At 61.0% G+C, this 18,104-nt stretch carries 12 protein-coding genes; 9 read left to right on the top strand and 3 right to left on the bottom strand.

What is annotated here, in order from left to right:
* The first annotated feature begins 4 nt into the window (after positions 1-4).
* Positions 5-6,109 carry a hypothetical protein gene (locus NHG85_RS12795; RefSeq protein ID WP_253332950.1) on the top strand — a complete coding sequence of 2,035 codons (6,105 nt, stop codon included), beginning with the start codon at positions 5-7 and terminating at the stop codon, positions 6,107-6,109.
* A gap of 159 nt (positions 6,110-6,268) precedes the next feature.
* On the opposite strand, the gene NHG85_RS12790 is transcribed toward NHG85_RS12795, so the two are convergent.
* Both NHG85_RS12790 and NHG85_RS12785 read right to left on the bottom strand, forming a co-directional pair.
* A complete protein-coding gene (locus tag NHG85_RS12790; protein WP_253332948.1) occupies positions 6,269-6,943 on the bottom strand; it encodes a hypothetical protein in 675 nt (224 codons plus the stop codon).
* A gap of 101 nt (positions 6,944-7,044) precedes the next feature.
* The gene (locus NHG85_RS12785) at positions 7,045-8,145 is read right to left on the bottom strand and encodes an AAA family ATPase (protein ID WP_253332946.1); all 1,101 of its coding nucleotides are present in this window, start codon (positions 8,143-8,145) and stop codon (positions 7,045-7,047) included.
* A 264-nt stretch (positions 8,146-8,409) separates the two neighbouring features.
* On the opposite strand from NHG85_RS12785, the gene NHG85_RS12780 reads away from it, so the two are divergent.
* The 7 genes from NHG85_RS12780 to NHG85_RS12750 all read left to right on the top strand — a co-directional run bounded on the left by NHG85_RS12780 (position 8,410) and on the right by NHG85_RS12750 (position 15,736).
* Entirely contained in the window at positions 8,410-8,766 is a 357-nt protein-coding gene (locus NHG85_RS12780) for a helix-turn-helix domain-containing protein (protein ID WP_253332944.1), read from the top strand.
* The gene (locus tag NHG85_RS12775; protein WP_253332942.1) at positions 8,763-9,029 is read left to right on the top strand and encodes a hypothetical protein; all 267 of its coding nucleotides are present in this window, start codon (positions 8,763-8,765) and stop codon (positions 9,027-9,029) included. Before NHG85_RS12780 ends, NHG85_RS12775 begins: the two co-directional genes overlap by 4 nt.
* A gap of 202 nt (positions 9,030-9,231) precedes the next feature.
* Entirely contained in the window at positions 9,232-11,505 is a 2,274-nt protein-coding gene (locus tag NHG85_RS12770) for a site-specific integrase (protein ID WP_253332940.1), read from the top strand.
* A gap of 1 nt (position 11,506) precedes the next feature.
* Complete coding sequence (locus NHG85_RS12765) at positions 11,507-13,060, top strand: hypothetical protein (protein ID WP_253332938.1); 1,554 nt, start codon at positions 11,507-11,509, stop codon at positions 13,058-13,060.
* Positions 13,061-13,302: 242 nt separating this feature from the next.
* Complete coding sequence (locus NHG85_RS12760; protein ID WP_253332936.1) at positions 13,303-13,692, top strand: hypothetical protein; 390 nt, start codon at positions 13,303-13,305, stop codon at positions 13,690-13,692.
* Positions 13,692-14,099, top strand: coding sequence for a hypothetical protein (locus tag NHG85_RS12755; RefSeq protein WP_253332934.1), 408 nt, complete (start codon positions 13,692-13,694; stop codon positions 14,097-14,099). The genes NHG85_RS12760 and NHG85_RS12755 overlap by 1 nt, the downstream gene beginning before the upstream one ends.
* A gap of 470 nt (positions 14,100-14,569) precedes the next feature.
* The gene (locus tag NHG85_RS12750) at positions 14,570-15,736 is read left to right on the top strand and encodes a hypothetical protein (RefSeq protein WP_253332932.1); all 1,167 of its coding nucleotides are present in this window, start codon (positions 14,570-14,572) and stop codon (positions 15,734-15,736) included.
* A gap of 169 nt (positions 15,737-15,905) precedes the next feature.
* On the opposite strand, the gene NHG85_RS12745 is transcribed toward NHG85_RS12750, so the two are convergent.
* A complete protein-coding gene (locus NHG85_RS12745; protein ID WP_253332931.1) occupies positions 15,906-16,097 on the bottom strand; it encodes a hypothetical protein in 192 nt (63 codons plus the stop codon).
* A 1-nt stretch (position 16,098) separates the two neighbouring features.
* Here NHG85_RS12745 and NHG85_RS12740 point away from each other — a divergent pair, with 1 nt between their 5' ends.
* The gene (locus NHG85_RS12740) at positions 16,099-17,730 is read left to right on the top strand and encodes an AAA family ATPase (protein ID WP_253332929.1); all 1,632 of its coding nucleotides are present in this window, start codon (positions 16,099-16,101) and stop codon (positions 17,728-17,730) included.
* Positions 17,731-18,104: the final 374 nt, after the last annotated feature.

Genomic DNA, 18,104 nt, shown 5'->3' with positions numbered 1-18,104 from the left:
ACCAATGCTCGACGAAGAGACCGCCGCCCCCTTCCCCATCATTCGTCATGTGGTTGGGGAAGGGTCCTCCTACAGGAATGCCAGCCTCGATGCTGACGGGCTTCATCCGCTCCAGGTCAAATATGCGAACTGGACAGAAGATTACATCGACCCGGACGAGTTGCGCACTTTTCCCCTGCGCGAGCTCGCTCCCGGCGTTGTCGAGTTCCTTGCTGAGGCGGGCCATCTGTCCCAGCGCGACATCCGCTACATCTCGGAACGCCTGAATCTCGCCGACCGCGACGAGGATTTCGACCCCAAGGACCCGGTGTTCTTCTACGACGCTCTCCTCGATGTGCTCGAAGCCAATCCCTGGGTCATGCCCACCCTCGAGGTGGAGGTCGTCCAGAACCGCTCAGGCATAACCCGCGGCAAGCCCGGCTCCCAGAAATCCTACCGCAAGCGCCTGGGGCGCACCCTGAGCAAACTCATGCTCTCCAAGCTTCGCTTCAAGAATAACGAGGCACTCCAGAAGCGCCTCCCCGAGTTCGTCAGCTCCGAGCCGGTCCCGGTGGATCTCTGGGTCGGCGCCTTCTGCGAATATGCGATCGATCATTACTACCGCTTCATCGAGCACATGCCCGATCGCATCTACACAATGGTCTACGAGATGTCGCTGGGCAACGTGTCCAGTCGCGACCTGCTCGACCATGCCATGGAGGAATCCGAAGAAGATGGCGATTGGTCTCTGGCCCAGCGCCTCATCACCATCCAGGCCGAGAGCGCGAAGACGCACAACACCCCGCTCGACGAGGATGATTTCGCCGCGCTGCGCCGGGTTCTCACAGCCTTGGTCTCAGGACTCGACCAAGAGACCGGACCAGACCGCTATCACGCGATAGCGAACCTCTCCTCGCTTGCGGCCGAGATGGCCGAACTGCGCGACCGGGCCGATATCGACATGATCGCCGCCGTTCTGACCAAGATCGGCATGGAAATGTCGCGCGAGGATCTCGACGAGGAGACCGTGCAGCTGTTCTGCCAGCCGCGCATCCTCAACCTCCTCGATGATCTCGTTCACGCCATCGATGAACTTGCCGAGGATGAGACGCGCAGCGCGGAACTCGACGCCAAGATCGCGGAGGCCACAAAGGCCCGGCGCTACGACCAGGTCCGCAGCCTGGCCGATGAAGCAGAGATCGTGAACTCCCGGATCGCCCGGGTCGCAGAGATGCACACCCAGGCAGAATCCATCCGCGATGCGATCACTGCGCGCGACCTGGCCACGCTCGATATCTTGCTGGCCGAGTTGCCCTCGGTCGAGGAGGACGAAGTCGACGCGGACCCGGCGCCAGGCGACGCCTCGCCGTCGGATGACGAGGCTTCACAAGCAGACGCCCCCGCGGACCAAGCCGCGCAAGCAGATGCCTCGACGGATCGGGACCGGGATGAAGAACCCCTCCAGGAGTCGGAGCCGGCTCAGCCCCAGGAGATTGAGCAATCCCCTCGCGACATCTCGGCGGGTGAGCAGGAGGACCAAGTCGCCATCGATGACCCGGCGGAGGAAGTCCAAGACGCAGAACCGGTCGATTCTCCGGCCCAGGAAAGCCCGTCCGAGGCAAGCCAGACATCTGAAGAACAGGAAATCGATCTCGAGGATGACCTCGAGATGGCCGCTCTTGAAGCGGCGACGGCCCCCGATCCCGAAGAAGACCCCTATATCGAGCCGCCGCTGCCCACCAAGGTTCTTCCCGAGCTTGTCGAGCGGGGCCTGATCGGCCTCGCGGCAGATGCCGCCGACGCCCTCGAAGCGCACCGGCACCGGTGGCCGATTGAAGGGGCTGCTCTGCGCGCTGCGGCGGCCTCCCGCGCGCCTCACGGAGATTACGGCCCGGACACGCAGAGGTTCCTGACCATCGCCAATCGCGCGGCAACCGCCGTAAAAAGCGACAACGGCGCCAACATGCTGTTCGGCGCTCTTCTCAGGCCGGCCATCCTTCAGCAGAGCTTCAGCCTGCGGGCTCTCCTGCCCGATCTTGCCCGTGGCTCGCTTGGTCCACACCTCAAGGAAGTCGGCGCTGCGATCGCGGATCTCGACTTTGATTTCCCGCCCAGCCCCGACACGCTCGCCCGGCTCTCCGGGGCGCCGCTCGCCCCGCAGCGGCAGCGTATTGCCGAGCGCCTCGAAAACTGGATCTCCACCACTGCTCGGAAAAGCTCTCGCTGGGGTTTCGCCACTGCCTTCATGCATCATACGGTTTCTGATGCCGGGCTGATCGGCAAGGCAATGGCGGCCATCCGAGGCGACAGCAGCGATGCCCGCCACCTCGCCCAGGCAGCGATCGACGGGCTGGGCACGGGCGCCGATATCGAAGCCTTGGCGATCGAGTATGCCGCCACCACCAGCCGGCCGTCTGCGCGTCTGCATTCGAAAGGCGTCGAATACCTCCAGCGGCACTTCGACGAGGCGCTGGGCATGCTGTCCGCTTGGCTCGTGGCTGTTCAGAGGGATGATGCCGGCTCGCAGCGGTCTGAAGACCGCCTGCGCTCGACCGTCGCCAGCCTGCACTCCCGTCTCGAAAAAGCCCGCGACAACCTCGTCTCCCTGACCGGCCTTTCCCCCTTGCAAAAAGCGATGGCGACATGGCTCTCGGAGCAAATCGCCGAAGCCATTGAGGCCTTGAACGGGGCAGACACGGGTGCCTACGCCACGATTGAAGATGCACTCATGGGCGAGCGCGATCTTCTTCCCGATGAGGCGCGCCGGATCGCAAACGATCCCGAGGCGCTACTCGCGCCCCTGATCGGCATCTTCGAGACCACCGGGATTCCAACGCCGGCGGAAGCCTTCGACCAGGCTGTCTCGCAAGGCGCCTTCGAGGTCGCGCACAGGCTGGCCACGCGGCACGACATCACCACCGCCGAGGAAAGCCTCGCCGAGCAGATCAAGGAGTTCACCAAGGGCTGGATCGATGGGCTCGAGACCCGTCAGCGGCGCATGAAGCTTCTGGCCAAGGTCGACTACGACCACCAGGAGGAAATCGCACGGCGCCTGAGCTGGTGTGAAAGCGCGCTCGAGCGCCTGTCGGTCGTCGCTGCCGGCACGGGCCTCGACGACCTCGACGACATCCCGATCTATGCGGCCGAACTCGATGCCGTTGCCAAGGAGATCGAGGCGAATATTCGGCGCGACCAGAAGTCGAGGATCGCGAAATACCGCAACGAACAGAATGGCGAAGAGGCAGATGCCCTTCTGGACGCCGTTGAAGACCTGACCCTCGAGGCCGCCGAGGATCGCATCGCGCAGCTGCGCGACGGGCGGTCCGCCGCCACCTTCGAGGCCGAGCTCGAAGGGGTGATCGCGGACTTCACCCCCGGTTTCGTCACCGCTGCAAGCGGGCCCGACTGGCCGCGCAACATGGCCGGCTTCGAGAAGGCCCTCGCCGAAGACGGGCTGCTTTTCACCGACGAAAGCCGGCGCCCCGCCGCGATCGAGTTCCTCGGCCTTTACCGCGAGCTTTGCGCAGCCATCCCCAAGGGGAAGCCCTCGGCCGCGAGGATCAGGGCTTTCTTCGAAGAGATCGGCTTCGAGAATGTGCGCATCAATGGCATCACCGGCCTCGGCCGCACGAAGTCCTGGCGCATGAACATGTTAGGCGACCTCCAGAGCGGTGATCTCAGCTCCTCGGGCTGGTTTCTTCCGCCGATCTTCGGCTCCAAAGCCGTCAGCGGCTATGCGGTGTTCCTCATCGGTCCCGACACGCTTCCCGAGACGGTGCACAAGGCTCTCGATGCGGAGATCCCCACAATCCTCGTTCTCTCCGGCGTGGCCGACATGACCAAGCGGCGCGACTTTGCCGAGCGTCTGCGCGCCACCGCGGTTCCGGCTGTCCTGATCGACGAAGCTCTGGTTGCCTTTGCCGCCACGCGCCGCGAGACGCGGGCCCGGACCATTTTCGAATGTGGCCTGCCTTACGGGCGTGTAGAGCCCTACATCACCGATGCAGGCCAGCTTCCTCCCGAGATGTTCTTCGGTCGCGAGGCCGAGATCCGCTCGATCATGGAGAAGAGCTCGCAAGGCTGTCTTGTCTATGGAGGCAGGCAGCTGGGCAAGTCGGCGCTGCTCAACCACATCGCCCATACGCGCCACTCTCCGGAAGAAAACAGGATCGTCGTGCGTCACGATGTGAAAATGCTCGGCAAGGCGGACGATACCTCCAAGATCTGGGATTACCTCAAGCAGATGCTTTCGCCCGAGGGCGTGGTGCGCGAGGCAAGCCGCGATCCCGATGCCATCACCCAGGATATCCGTGCCTGGCTTCACGCGCGCCCCGGCAGCCAGATCGTCTGCCTCTTCGATGAAACCGACAACTTCATGGATGCCGAAACCAAGGCCGACTACCCGCAGCTGAGCCGGCTCAAGGCACTGATGGAAGACACCGGACGGTCGTTCAAGGTCGTCTTCGCAGGCCTGCACAATGTGCGGCGCATGCATCGCCAGCCGAACTCGCCCCTGGCGCATCTCGGCCAGGGCAACTGCATCGGCCCACTCAACCAGAGTGAGGACGACAAGCGCGCGGCACATGACCTCATCATCGCCCCGATGCGCGCCGCAGGCTTCAAGTTCGAATCCATCGAGGCGGTCGAGGAAATCCTGGCCTGGGCCAATTATTACCCCAGCCTCGTCCAGGAATATGCCCGCGGGCTTCTGAGCACGCTTCACGGCGCCGGCAGCGGAAAAACCTACCGGTTGCCGGATGACGGGCCTCTGTGGACAATCCCCACCTCGAAGCTCTTCGCCCATCGCGGCTTCTCCAAGATCGAAAGCCGCATTCGGGAGAAGTTTCATTACACGCTGGACCTCGACTCGCGCTATGCCCTCGTGGCCTACACGCTGGGTTGGCTTAACGCGGAAGGGTTCGAACACCAGGCACTGGTTTCGGGCTTCCGGGCTGCGGAGTTGCTCGAGCACGCCTCGGCCTTCTGGCCCAAGAACGCCGAACGCCCCTCCCAGGCGGCCTTCGATGCCCTGCTCGACGAGCTTTTCGACTTGGGTGTTCTTGGGCGCGTCCCCATCCCGGGCACGAACCTCTTCACCTACTGTCTGCGCACCCGGCAGGTCGCCGCGATGCTGGGCAGCCGGGAGGACATCGAAACCGCGCTGCTTCAGATCCAGGAAAAGGACCCCACAGTCTCCTACGACCGAACGATCCACCGGCGCCGCTACGCCGCGCCCGGAAAGTCGATCTCGGCGGCCGACTTGGAACTGCCCTATGCGCCCATCACCGACTTCCAGATCGAGCGCCTTCTCGATCCGGATGGCGCCCCCGCGCAGATCGTCTGCGGGCTCGATGTCCTCGGACTGAAGAAGGTTGGCATGGCCCTCAAACGGATCGCGGCGGTCAGCCAGCTCCCGGGTCTTGGCAGGAACGACGCCGAGATCCTCGTCACCGAGGATCGCCGCGACATTCGTCCGATCCTCGACAAAGTGCGCAAGAGCGACAACCGCCCCCGCATCATCGTGCACACGCCGACCTCCGCGGCACAGGCCAACGAAGAACTCGGATGGCTCGAGCGCCAGCCGGCCGTTCTCGATGGCCAGGTGCGGCCCATCCTCCTTCTCGACGCATCCGATCCCGAAATGCGGGCCCTGGCCAATCGCCGGGAGCAGCAAACAGAGTTCCTTGCGCCCTGGGGCGCAGAGATGCTGCGCGTCCATCTCAGCAATATCGACCATACCGAGCTCGATACACCTGATCTGCGCACGAAGATCCTTTCGGCGACCGGGGGCATCCCCGGAGATACGGTGAAGCTCGTAGCGGAGCTTGCCCGGCCGCGCGGCACGATCGCCGATACGTTTGAGAGCTGGTCGGCCAACATCCGGGTTCCCGATGCGATCGCACGCGGCGCCATCGGAAAGGCCCTCGCGCTCATTGAGGATACCAAGGACCCCGGAGATTACGAGGCTCTCAACGACATAATCCGCGAAGAGACGGGGGCCGACTTGGTCACACATGGTCCCGATCTGCTCGCGACCGGGCTGATTACGACCTGGAACCCGAAAACCAAACGCATACGCCGTTCGGATTTCGGTGAGTTGATTGCCTCCCGCCTCGGGGGAAAGGTTTGAGGTTCTAACCTCCTCTCCGAGTTCATGCAGTTCCGATCAATGTGCATGTAGAAACCAACGGCTACCGAGAGTGCCTCAGTAGCCGTTTCGTTTACATGCCGGGAGTGAGAACGAGCCACCTCAGGAGAGCAAGCGTTTTCTCATGCATTAGTGAGGCAGTTAGCTACCAGTCGAAGGCGTTTGTTGAATGATTATTTCGGACAGGGTTGCACGGATGTCATCGCGAATTTTCGGATTGCGCAATTCTGCGAGGAGGCGATCGACACCGGCGGGCTCGGAGCTGATGCGTTCCATGTCCGTGCGTGCAATCCGGAGGCCTTCCCGCACTTTCGCCAATTCTTCGATCAGCAATTCCCGTTCTTCCGCGATCTCCTTGCGCGCGGCCTTTTCCTCGGCGAGTTCGCTCTCAAGCTCAATCACGCGATACTGCGCATTCCGCTTGTCAGTGCGGAGCTCCTCGCATTTCCGATCGGCCATGGCTTGCGACGTCGAGTGCTGCCGAGCCACCACCAACATGATCTCACGCTCGGTGGCCGCCATCGCAGTCGAAACGGCGGCAGAGATCTCGTTGGGCAGGGTCGCCAAAAGCGCCTGATTTTTTGCCTCGGTGATCTCCGCATGAGCGGCTTTGACCAGAGCCTCCAGTGCTTCTTTCCGAATTGTGTCCGTGACGCCGTGTTCCTCCCGCAGCTTCTCCTTCACGTAGCCCAGGCTGAGATCGGTGAGGGACATGCCCTCAGCGAGACCCTTCGTAATGATATTGTGGACGAGGTCTGGGTCGTAGCTGAGTGGACGACCACCACTGCTGCTTTTGGTATGCTTTGACTTTTCCATGGCGATTTTGCCTTTCGAATTGTCAAACCGGGTTTGTCAAACCCGGCCTGAGCGTTGCTTGTGTGAAGAAGGTTGGTTGATCGCTTCCAAGACGAAAGAAATTAGGACCGACGGGGCTCGTCGTGGCCGTCCTTGCTCGTCAGCTGCCAGTCCTTGCCGGCCTTCTGGACAGCAGGCGATTCCTGTTCGGAAAGGCGGAAAAGCACGCGACGGATGGTGGCCATGCGGTTTTCGTCCGTCATCGACCCGAAGATCTCTGGCGGAACGCTTTCAAGGATGTAACGCGCATTGAATGGGACAGCCCCGCGGGCGCCCATGAGGCGGCGGATGTGGAGCGCGGTCAGAACCGCGGTGTCATACTTCGACGCAGCGTTGCGGTTGTCCGCGCTATCTTTCTCCGACGGCTTGCTGCTCTCGACCGCCATGACGGTGGTGCGGTCGTCGCCATCCTCATCCTGGCCCAGGATGAAAGCCTTAGTCTCGAAGTAGTGCGCTTCGCCTTTTTGCATGGACCTTTGCTTTTCGTGGGTCACTCGCACGATCGCCCCCTTGTGCGGGCAGAGCGAAATCTCGGTATCAACGGCCCCCCGCAACGCGGAGCTTCCGCGGCCGCCCCGTTCGGCGTCCTTCCCCGTATGATGAACAAGCATCACATGGGCATCGATCTGGCGTGCAATGTGACCAGCGCTATCGGCGATACCCGTCATCGCGCCGGCGCAATTCTCGTCCGTGGTTCCGATGGAACGCGCCAACGTGTCGAACACGATCAGGACGATCGGCTGGCTGCGATCGCGGCGCAGCTGCTCAAGCTCGGCGACGAAGTTGTCGACTTGGTTCCGCATGGATAGGTCAACAGGCTTCATGCGCACGACATACGGAAGTGCCCCGGTAGCACCGCGCAAATCGAAAGCATGCATGCGATCCAGCACCGATTCCGGAGCTTCGGCTCCGACATGGAGAACGATGCCTTGGCGCACCCTGGCCCCGAAGAAGGGTTGGTGGGTGACGATGCAGTTCCCAAGGTGACACACCAACGCCGACTTCCCCGAGTTGGACGGGCCGAAGAGCACCGAAGTCTCACCGCGGCGCAGCCACCCCTTCGCGGCGTAATTCCAGTTGAGGTTCGGGGTGTGGACCCTGGCGTCCCGGTAGAGGTCATCGAAATCGAGAGGGGCTGCGGGGATAGGATGGATGTTCTGCATTTTTGCCGTCCTTCATGGCTGATTGTGAGATTGTCCGTCTCGCGGACAGTCCGGAAATAGGTCCGGCCGGTGGACGTCGAAAAACCGAAACAAGAAAAAGTTTAGTCGGTCATGCATCGCGCCCGGCGGACATACAGACACCCCCTGAAGGGGGAGTGTCTGTATGTCCGCCGGGCTGAAAGCTGCACCTTTTCGCCACGTATTTTGGGGGCGATCTGTTTTTCCCTAAGTCTGACATGAAGCAACCAAAACACGGGAAAAACTATGAAAAACAATTACATATGCCCGCTTGCGCTCGGCGAGGTCGCGCGCCTGTTGGCGGTCTCGACGAGAACTATCAATCGGCTGATCGACAAGGGCGACCTCAGTGCGGTCCGCATCGGTTCTGCGCTGGCGGTGCCGTTCGATGGGATGCCCGTCGACCTGCAACGGTGTTTCGATTTCGCGAAACCACAGGCTCTTCTGACCCTGCACGAGGTTGCCGCAGAGCTCGGCTGTTCGCCCGATGACGTCCGAGCAAAGACGGCAACAGGGAAGCTGGCATCTGTCCGTATTGGGCGCTCGCTTCGCTGGTCGCCGATCGAGATCAAGCGAAATGCCGAAGGCGGGAAGCCGGCATGATCACTGCACCCGATGAAACCTTCACCGTAGCCGAAGCCGGAGTGGTTCTGGAGCGCTCTGAACGGCAAGTGCTCCGCTATCTCGAAGCCGGGCGACTTCGGGGGTCCAAGGCCTCCGGACGGTGGATGCTGACCGCTTTCCATATCTGGGAGTTCCAAGGCATCGCCGATGCGATGATGGAGAACTGGCGCACTTACTGCCGCCTTGCCCAAGCAAAAATAAAAGAAGAAGAAAATCAATGTATTAGCGAGGTCGGGGAGTAAGGGTGGTCTGCACGGCGTGGGCGTGCAGACCACCCCATCTCCCCCTTAGGCGGCGGATGTCGGCCTGTGTCGCACGATGTCCAACCAAGGCGCGCGGTGACCGCCCCTGTCATCCGGTTTCGAGATCCCGCCGGCGTGTTTCGGAACGCGCCGGGATCTCGAAACCGGATCACAGGATCAAGCAAGAAGAACGGATCAATTTATGAAACATGAAACTTTCGAACGCGCCGACCTCGCGACCGAGGCCGGCGATACCGCGGATCTTCGCCGTTGCCTCTGGCTGACCAACATGAAGGGGTCCACGCGCCGGGCGACCTTGGGCAGCCTTGCGACTCTTTGCGGAGCCTCGGGCAAAAACGGTGAACTGCCTGTGGAGTATCTCCGGCAGCTGGTCGCAGTGCCTGGCGCCGAATTGAAGGCCACCATTGGCCAGCGCTGGATGCAGGTGGGAAGCGACATGCGACGTGCACTCCGTTGCTGGGACCATGTGCCGACGCGGTGGCTCGCTCTCCGCCTCCGCACCCGTATCCCAACTCTGTCGGATGCGGCGACCGCCGCCAGTCTCCGCCTCGGTGCCGACGAGGCAAGGCGGGCCGGTGCAGCGCTCGAGGCACTGGCGGCGTCGGAATACGGCAGCCTTGACGACTTTCCGGCAACCGTCACCGCGATTGAACCGCTGCTGCGGGCCGCCATACCGGAGACATTCGGCGTCGAAAGCATGAAGTCTCTGGAGAACAAGCGGACGCTCATCCGCAAGGTGGTGAGGTTCGTCGATCCTCTGACGACTGGAATGCGCGAGACATGCTCCTCGACCCTGCCGTCGCAGTGGCAGCAGGCCCTCGCCATTCTCGATCACCAGCTGAAGGACCATGAAAGGAGCGCCGCCGCGATCCTGCGACGCCTCGCAAGGTTCTGCGCGGGGCAGGAAATCACCCCAGTCGAGATCAATAAAACACTTGTCGAAGCCTTCGTCGCCATGGAACTGGCGACACATGCGCCCGCCTATGTCGAGAAGCTGCGCGCCGCTTTTCGGCGATGGAACAACGCGGTCGAGACTGGTCTCGATGGGCCGCATCTTCCGCTGCCGGGAGCGCCCGTGCACCGGCAGCAGAACGTGACATGGAAGACGGTCCCCACAGGAATTCGGGCGCCCTTGGACGCTTTCCTCGAGACGGCCATTTCTGCGCGCAACCCCGGCGACTGGGGTGCCCTCGTCCCGGACGACGATCCGGAATACGCTGAACTCGGTATCGCCTTTGCAGACGCCAGCTCAGATGCCGAGATGGGAGCCACACAGGTCTTGGAGCCGGGCACTCGCAAGAACTGGCGTGATGCGGTCAAGCGCGCCTGGCACGCAGCGGAAAAGGACCCGCGGGTTCAGCCGAAGCCGAAGAACCTCGATGATCTGTTTTGCAAACCGGTCGTGTCGGCCTTGGTGGCGGCCGCCCGGAGCGCACGTCGAAAGCGGGACGAGGCGCAAGGGCTCGTCTACGACCCCAAGGTGAAAGGTCGCTACGAGCACACGCTGGTAGAGGCGCTCTGTGCGGTCGGGCGCGCCATATCCATCGCTCCCGACCGGCTGGAGGCGGTCGAGGAAATGAAACGGCAACTCGACCCGAGCGTAATCGGGATGAAGCGGGTCGCTGATGGCAGCTTCAAACGGGTCTACGCCGATCGTCGCATCGGCACTCGGCATGCAACCATGCTCGCGAAATTTGCAGATACGACCCGATTGAAGCGCTGGTTCGAGGCTCCGTCCACGCTGTGGACTCTTGCATGCGCTCCGATCCGGAAGGGGCGTAAGCCGCAAGCCTCGCACGTTGCTCTCGCTCGCAACGCGCTCATTGCGCGCATTGGGCAATACGTGGCGCCAGTGCGGCGCAGCAACCATTCGCGCTACCGTCACGAAGGCGACGATCGCCATCTGATCCTGCCCGAAGGCGAGGGCGAAGGCACGCTGATCATTCCAGCGCACGAGGGAAAGACCCTGAAGGAAATCCATGTCCGGATCGACCCGGAGACCGTCCGGATGCTGCAATATTACATCAAGCACTTCCTGCCGGTTGCCCGGAAGCAGGCGAAAGCTTCCGCCGACAATCCACATCTTTTCCCCGGCGCCGACGGGCGCAAGGTCGAGGATGGCGGCTACGTTCCCGGCCGAGGCTACATCACCAAGTCAAAGCTCAACACCAGCTTCAAGAAGCACATGAAGAAGCATTGCGGGCTGGACCTCTGCCTGCATGTGATGCGCCACCTCGCGGGAAAGATCATTCTCGACCAGGACCCTGCCGCGATGGCGCTCGTCAAGGAAATCCTCGGCCATATGCGCTTGAGGACGACGCAGTCCTACTACGCCGAGGTTTCGAAGATCATCGCTCAACGTCGCTACATTCACCTGCTCGAGCGGCAGGCGCGACAGGTGCTCGCAACCGTGACGTTCAAATTCGTCGATCCTCAGACCGGAAAGGAAATTTGAAATGGCGAGGCACAAGCTCACGCTGCCCCCGGCAGCCTGGCCGGGGGATCTGCTGGACAGCTTCGAGCGCCATCCGTTGACCGAGGCCCAGCGAACGCGCATCGGGCGCGCCCTCGGGCGCTGGCTGAAGATCTCGGACAATCTCGGAGCTGACCCTCGGGACGTTTCTCGACTGACATGGTTGGAACGCACGGAAGGGCTATCACAGCAAGTCCGCAATGACGTGCGGATGGCGCTGGCCATCGTTTTCCCGACCATCGCCGCTGCGCTTTATGAAGGAGACAACCGTCAAGTGGAGCGAGCGGACGTCCGCGATCAGCTGCGTGAGACGATCGCACGCAATCTGGCAAGATTTCCAGATGACTGGTGCGCTGCCGCTGCGCCGCTCCTCCTCGTCGACGACTTCGGCCTCGGTGATGGCGTTCTGGTGCAGGCGTGGGCGCCGAGCACGATCCAAAGGCGCCTCCAAGCCGGTGCACTGCATTTCGACTTCTGCCGCGCCCACGACCTCGCAGTCGACGTCACGCCAGTGAGCCTGCGGCTCAAACTACGGGAGGACCAAGGACGCGTGCAGAGCGGGACCCGGCGCATGGGCGGAGTTGCCGTCGACATTGCAGCTCTATCGGGCCTGGCGTCGGCCATCTGGCCAGAAAGATCCTGGACCTGGCTCAAGACCACGCGAGATCGGTTCAAGAAGCTCTCCCACCATCATGGGTCGCGGAACGCTTCGCGCTCCGTCGACGCCGCCGAACTGCGAGCCGCCGGCCAGCAGCTGCTCGACAAGGCCGACGCCTTGCATTCAGCAGCTCGCAATCGAAGAAAGCTGGTCGCGGCACATACGAAAGCACGCACTGCGTTGACCATGATCCTGCTCGCCGAGGCGCCGGTTCGGATCACGAGCTGTGCAGGAATCGAATTGCGAAGCAGCTTGTTAGAAGATCTCGCCGGGCTCTACCTCGATGCTCAAGCCACGAAGGAAGGCGATGTTGATCGACGTGCTTTCAGCGCGACGTTGGTCGACGCGATCGGTCGCTACGTCCGGCTGCATCGCGCAGTCGTCGCGGCTCCCGGAGAAACCCGACTCTTCGTCGGCGAACGCGGTGGCCCGATCAAGGGGGCCCAGCTTTCGAAATGCCTCGGGGACCTCACCGACCCGGTTTTCAACGTTCGGGTCACACCGCATGCGATCCGGCATTCCGTAGGGAATTTCATCGTCGCTACGGCACCGGAGGAGGCGGCCTTGGCCGGCACCATTCTCAACCATCGTGGCGATGCAGTCACAGCCGTTTATACGCAGAAGGCGTCTCAAGTCGTCGCCTCACGCCGGCTGGGTGCAGCGACCTCGAGCAGGGCGTCAGAGCTCAGCGCGAATACGACGCCAATGGGGTCCACAAAGCGGGGCAGAGGCCAGCCACCAAGATCTCGGCGGTCTGTTAAGAATTCCGCGGAAAGCGCATGCGGACGGTCCCAAGACCTTCAAAAAGGGAGTGATGGGAGGATCTCGACTGGCGTTCCGGAGCTATCACATGAGGCGACATTGCCAGCCGGGTCATGATGGCACGGCTGCGGTTGGCTTTCGACCGGTCGTCACAGCTGTTGGGCACAGGGCGCTGCTGACGAGGCCAGAAGATCCAGCGAGAGGCCTTGGACCGTCTTGGTCGGCGCCCCTCGTGGAGGGCGCGATCAAGGCGGTCAAGCCTACTCAAGAACAACAGGAGGACAGAAAGAACGACACCGGACCGGGAGTGCGGTCCGGACTTGACCGGGGACAATCCCGGGTTCTCGAAGGAGACCACCATGAACTACGACACCACTATGCGGGCCGCGCTCCAGGCCGCCAAACTCCGGCAGGAGTTCCTCGACTGGCTTCGCGCCGATGCGGACAAGCTTGTCTCCGCGGTCCAGCTGCTCGGCGGAGACCGCTGGGAAGAGCGCGCCGCCTCTTTCATCGACGCAATCACTTTCGGCGCCGAACCCGAAGATCTGGAGGCCGATCTGAGCGATCTGCACTGTCTTCTGACGCTCGAATACGTCGATGATCTCTGTGCGCCTGAAGCGCAGTTCTTCCTGGTTGTGCATCCCGATGATCCTTGTGCCGATGATGCGCGCCTCTGCGCCGAGGCCCTCGGGCGGGGTCTCGAGGCGATGCGGGCTCATGCCGCAACGTTGATCAAGGAGGTGGCGTGATGGACAAGGTCAGCAATCTCGTTGCCGAGGCGCTCGGTTATGCCCGTGTCGTGCGCAAATGCCTCGACGGCAAGATCATCCCGTTGCTCGAGCCGCGCCATCGCAGCTTTGCCTCCGAGATCAGTCGGCGCATCGGCACGCGTTCTCTCATGACAGAGGGGTTCTTGCGGGACCTCGAAGCATTCATTGCTCTTCTCAACGAGCAGGCCGACGGTGAGACCTCCTACGTATGGCGCGGCCATGAGCATGACCCGGACTGCGGCTATACAGTCCCGGTTCGCTCGGAGCGTGCCGCGGTGTTCATCACTGTGCTCGACGCTGTCGGCGATCTCGCAACCGCCATCGAGGCCGCTCTCGATGCGGCGGAAGCATACCGCATTGCAAACACCCTTTTCGAACAAACGTAGGGAAGACAATGCATCGGGTCCGCCCCGGTCGCCCGAAGCCCGGTTCTGGGGCGGTTCAGGATCAATCGTAGGACACTTGCAGGGCCTTCAAATAAGGCGGACCCGGATCATCCACCGGCCCTGCCGAGAGGTGTGCATCGTAATTCTGCAATGCACATCGACACCGCCGGTCTCTCCTGCCGGCGGTGCTTGACGATCACTTATCGCCAGCACGACGCGGGCGGGTGCCGGCTCAACGATCGCCGAGAACTGGCGCGCAAGCTTCGCCAGGACACTATGGTTTCAGGGGGCCAAACGATCGGCACCCCCGGGCGACGGCGACGGTTTCGCCCGATGCGATCATTGGAAGCTCCAATTCGCATCAGCAATCCTCCGGAGCGGGATGGTGAGGCGAGCAGCAAATGAAGGCGGGACATGGTCCGCGACAACGGTCGCAGGGCTCGGTGCAGGCTCAGAAAAGGATGATGAAAATGGTGCGTGCAATTATTGATCGAATGACGCGTGATGATTTGGTCGAGGAGGTGAACCAGCTGCGTGCGGAGGTGGACCGCCTGCAAGGGAATAAGGCCCCTGTGTCATTCGGACAGCGCTCCACAGGCATCTTAGAGAAAAGGCGCACTGACACCGAGCGCTTCAGAGAGCGCCTGCGGGCAGCGCGGCCAGACCTTCAGATATTCCGCGCGAGGCCCTGGTGGCAACGGACCCTTATCCGGGCGATTTGGCGGACCCAGGCGCTGTTCGGTTTCGAGGGGTGGGTGCCTCGCCGTGAGCGTGCTGCGGTATCAAGCCTATCGCCCGAAAAGACACAGGACCCAATTAGTTCGGACCGCCTGCGCCGCTTTCTGGATGAGCTCAGCCTCGTTTCCGCCCGGCATGGGCTCTGGGTGGAGAACACCCCGCGCGGCGCTCGGCTCGTCTCAGCGGAGAAGGGTATGGGCGGCTATTTCGCTACCCCATGGCCGAGCCACGAAGGCCAGTTCGAGTTCGACGCTTACAGATCAGGGTCGCCGCCCAAAGGAGGTGAAGTTGTCTTCGGCGTCACTCGAATACAAAATGCGCGAGTGGACAATGATCATGGTCAGCCCGAAAGGGTGCGGATTCACCCGGCCGCAGAGCACGATTTGGAGACGTCAACGCGGGCTGCCCGGGAAACCGAGTTAGAGTTCGAATTGATCTTTTCTTTCGGGGATGATGGGGCCGACACGGACACCGTTCTCGAAGCGTTGGTTGCGGCGGAGTGTGACGACGCAATCGTCGGTCTCGGAAAAGCGGGTCTGTTGGGCCTCGGTTTCACGCGCAGTGGGACCGACGCCGAAACGGTGATCTCGAGCACAGCGCGCAAGGTCACCGAGGTCCTTCCTGGCTGCGTGAGACTGCGTGAGGTGAGGCCAAATCTTGTCACCCTCGAGGAGGTCGCCGTTCGGTTGGGAATGCCGATAGCCGTCCTGGAAGAAGGCCCGCTTCCCCCGCCATCGCTGGGCGGCCTCTACCAACTCACTGAACTCGCCATGGCATTACACAAAAGGGACGGGAAGCTCGGACCGGCTCTCGCTGAGGCTACTCCGTGGCTCGCAGCGGCTCCAGGCGCGCAACGGATCAATGCTCGTCTGTTATTGGCCACAAATATCTATGGGTAAACTCAGACACCGAGGGCGGAGAGCCGACCTTCGCCGCAGGAGTGAGCCCTCCAAGCTGTCAGGTAGGAACCAGACATTCAGACCGCGCCGAACTCGGGCTTGGCGCTGCACCGCCGCAACGCGGCTTCGAGCTGTATGCGGACCCTGAGACGCGCACGGCAGAAGTGAATCACCGCACGATCTGCATGTTCGCGGACGACCAGCAAAAGACAATCGCTTGCTGCCGGTTGTCGCTAAATTGGCTCGTCGCGGCACTGGCATCGTCAAACAGCGGTGCGCCGGTATAAAAAGGCAACAGCGCCAGTTGTGAAGGCTCCAATCCCTCGGTAGCATCGCCAGAAAATAGCAAATCGCAGAGCACTATGACCTTCAATTTTACTATTCCCACCCCGGGTGAAGCTCTCGCAGTAGAGTTCGACCCAGGCGAGACTGTCATATTCGTCGGCGCGAACGGTGGCGGAAAAACGCGTCTCACAGTTCATATCGAAAATAGCCTGGGCGAATCGGCTCACCGTGTATCTGCCCATCGTGCGCTTAGCATGAATCCCGAGGTTCAAAAAATTAGCGAGAGGCAAGCGCTTTCCGGGTTGCGATACGGATACCCTGGGGACGCGTCCCGAAATGCTGGCCTGAACCACAGAAATGGCAATAGATGGGGCAATAAACATGCGACCCATCTCCTAAATGATTTCGATTATCTCATTCAAGCGCTTTTTGCCGATCAATCCAACACCTCGTTGAAAGCCTATCATCGGCATAAGCCGGGCGCAGATCACAGCGAAGACAACTTTGAGATCACCAAGTTCGACAAGCTTCTTGAAATCTGGAACCGGCTTCTTCCTCATCGTCAACTTCACATCTCCGGGGATAACATCAGAGTTTCAGCCGGTGGCGTTGGCGAAACCTACCCTGCATCAGAGATGAGTGATGGGGAGAGGGCGATTTTCTACATGATAGGGCAAGCACTGGTTGCAGCGGAGGGAACGGTCTTGATCGTCGATGAACCAGAGCTTCACGTTCATCGCTCAATAATGGCCAAGCTGTGGGACGAAATAGAAGCCACTCGAAGGGATTGCGGATTTATTTATATTACTCACGACCTTGATTTTGCGGCAGCACGATCCGCAAAAAAATATGTGATTCGAGATTTTTCACCCCAGCCCCATTGGGTAATTGAAGAGATTCCAGAGAACACCGGGTTTCCAGAGGAACTGGTCACGCTCATTCTGGGCAGCAGACGCCCCATCCTCTTCGTTGAGGGCACGCATGATAGCCTTGACTACGCAATATACCGCGCATGCTATCCAGAATGGACAGTTGTTCCGAAGTCTTCTTGCTCCGAAGTAATCCATTCAGTGGTTTCAATGCGGGCCAATGCGAGTCTGACCCGGGTGACATGTTCCGGTATCGTGGACGGGGATGACTACAGCGATGAGGATGTAGCTTATTTCGAAGGCTTGGGTATCAAGATCATTCCTGTATCGGAGATCGAGAATCTTATCGCACTTCCAGTTGTTTGCTCCGCGATTGCCGGATCTGATGGCTTCACTGGGGCTGACTTACAGAAAAAGCTCAATGATGTCGCCAACGGAATATTCGGCTTACTCGATAGCGATGAAAAGATTGATAAGGTGGTCGCCCGTCATTGCCAAAGGCGTATCGATCGAATGCTGAAGCAGATCGATCTCTCAGGCTCAACATCGAGCGAAGAACTGATTCGAGATTACAATACTCGCACTGCAAATCTGGATATTTCTGGAATCGTAGAAACTCGAACACGAGAGATTAAGGCTGCTTTAGAGCAGAAAGATTTGGCGGCACTTCTGCGCTATTACGACAATAAAAGAGGAATCGCTGCAACCTTGGCGTCAGCTTTGAAAGGGACCAGAAGGGAAAACTTTGAATCGTGGGTTATCAGAGTTCTTGCGGCAAATAGCTCAAGCGGCATAGCAAACGCTGTGAAGAGCGTTCTTCCAGTTATCGAGCCTCGGTAGCTCGAGTCCGTTCTTCCCGCACACCTGACCTCCGACGGCACCCGCAGGACGCATGCGCAGCGAAAGTCCGGTTCGACTTCGACGGGCCGCGCCGCCGCATACCCGGTATCGCTTCAACGGCAGCTCTGGGCCGGGAGGCAACGCGTAGCGCATTATCCCAATTGCAGCTTCGACGTAGCAAACCTCGGTCCGTTTGGGCCCTGAGCAGCCATGCTGCGTTGGCGCGTCAACGGCCGTCAGGTCAGGTGCTGACCAAGGTCATGCTGGCCTCAATAGCGCAATCGATGCACATGATCGGCAAGAACGTGAGGTTGCCCCCCTGCCACGATACAGAGATATAGAAGGTGTCGGCAGCCGTGAAGCACGTTTGGTTC

The organism is Limimaricola litoreus (assembly GCF_024159025.1).
Lineage (GTDB): Bacteria > Pseudomonadota > Alphaproteobacteria > Rhodobacterales > Rhodobacteraceae > Limimaricola > Limimaricola litoreus.
This window is presented reverse-complemented; position numbering and strand designations above follow the sequence as displayed.

Excerpts from the sequence above, each read along its gene's own strand:
- NHG85_RS12795 (WP_253332950.1), top strand. The coding sequence starts at position 5 with ATGCTCGACGAAGAGACCGCCGCCCCCTTCCCCATCATTCGTCATGTG.
- NHG85_RS12790 (WP_253332948.1), bottom strand. The coding sequence starts at position 6,943 with ATGGAAAAGTCAAAGCATACCAAAAGCAGCAGTGGTGGTCGTCCACTC.
- NHG85_RS12785 (WP_253332946.1), bottom strand. The coding sequence starts at position 8,145 with ATGCAGAACATCCATCCTATCCCCGCAGCCCCTCTCGATTTCGATGAC.
- NHG85_RS12780 (WP_253332944.1), top strand. The coding sequence starts at position 8,410 with ATGAAAAACAATTACATATGCCCGCTTGCGCTCGGCGAGGTCGCGCGC.
- NHG85_RS12775 (WP_253332942.1), top strand. The coding sequence starts at position 8,763 with ATGATCACTGCACCCGATGAAACCTTCACCGTAGCCGAAGCCGGAGTG.
- NHG85_RS12770 (WP_253332940.1), top strand. The coding sequence starts at position 9,232 with ATGAAACATGAAACTTTCGAACGCGCCGACCTCGCGACCGAGGCCGGC.
- NHG85_RS12765 (WP_253332938.1), top strand. The coding sequence starts at position 11,507 with ATGGCGAGGCACAAGCTCACGCTGCCCCCGGCAGCCTGGCCGGGGGAT.
- NHG85_RS12760 (WP_253332936.1), top strand. The coding sequence starts at position 13,303 with ATGAACTACGACACCACTATGCGGGCCGCGCTCCAGGCCGCCAAACTC.
- NHG85_RS12755 (WP_253332934.1), top strand. The coding sequence starts at position 13,692 with ATGGACAAGGTCAGCAATCTCGTTGCCGAGGCGCTCGGTTATGCCCGT.
- NHG85_RS12750 (WP_253332932.1), top strand. The coding sequence starts at position 14,570 with ATGGTGCGTGCAATTATTGATCGAATGACGCGTGATGATTTGGTCGAG.
- NHG85_RS12740 (WP_253332929.1), top strand. The coding sequence starts at position 16,099 with ATGACCTTCAATTTTACTATTCCCACCCCGGGTGAAGCTCTCGCAGTA.